1 protein-coding gene is annotated in these 767 nt (G+C 61.5%); it reads right to left on the minus strand.

Annotation, left to right across the window (positions count from 1 at the left end; all coding sequences use genetic code 11):
* Positions 1-12 precede the first annotated feature (12 nt).
* Entirely contained in the window at positions 13-597 is a 585-nt protein-coding gene (locus AC1DQP_RS21155) for a LysE family translocator (protein WP_457322007.1), read from the minus strand.
* Positions 598-767: the final 170 nt, after the last annotated feature.

Genomic DNA, 767 nt, shown 5'->3' on the forward strand with positions numbered 1-767 from the left:
GCTCCTTGGGTATCAAAGCAAAAGAAGGGCCGCAGCCGTGATCAACGCAGCGCCCATCGCTCGGTCGAATCGACGCTGCGATTCAGGTGTGCGCAGAATCCCGGCAAGACGGCGACCTGCTACCGCCCACAAGAGCAGGCATGCGGTGGGAATCACCACAAAGATGGGCGCCAGCCAGGCAAACGTCATTGCCCCACCCATTGGTGGAAACGCGGCAACGAGGGACAGAACCATCACCCAGCTTTTGGGGTTCAAGAACTGGAACACAAACACGCCATAGAACCCAGCTGGCAGGGGAGAGTCTTTGCCTGGGCTCGCCGAGCCACGCATCATTGTGAGTCCTAGCCAAGCTAGGTAGGTGGCGCCCGCAATGGCGACACCCAAACGAAAATGAGGCGTCGTTAGCACGGCAGAACCCGCCGCAATGGTGCCTGCCAGCATCGCGATTCCCCCGCAGACAACGCCACCAATGGCCGGCCAGGGGCGGGAGCCGTCCCCAGCCGCTGCTGCCCGAAGCACCACGATATTATTCGGCCCCGGGCTTAATGCAGCCACGAATACCACGCCCGCAGCACCGGCGAATGAGTTGAAGATCATAGGGTTGCGCCTTCATCTGATACCCCCATTCTTGAGCCAGATACTGGTGCGCGCCTGCACCGACCTGGTCTATTCTTTAGGCCATGGACCGCTTGCCTCTCAATGCCCTTCGCGCGTTCGCTCTGGCATGTGCCCACGGTGGTGTGCGGGCGGCGCTCGCGAACTGGGCG

It is taken from the genome of Stenotrophomonas sp. P5_A8, assembly GCF_056400545.1.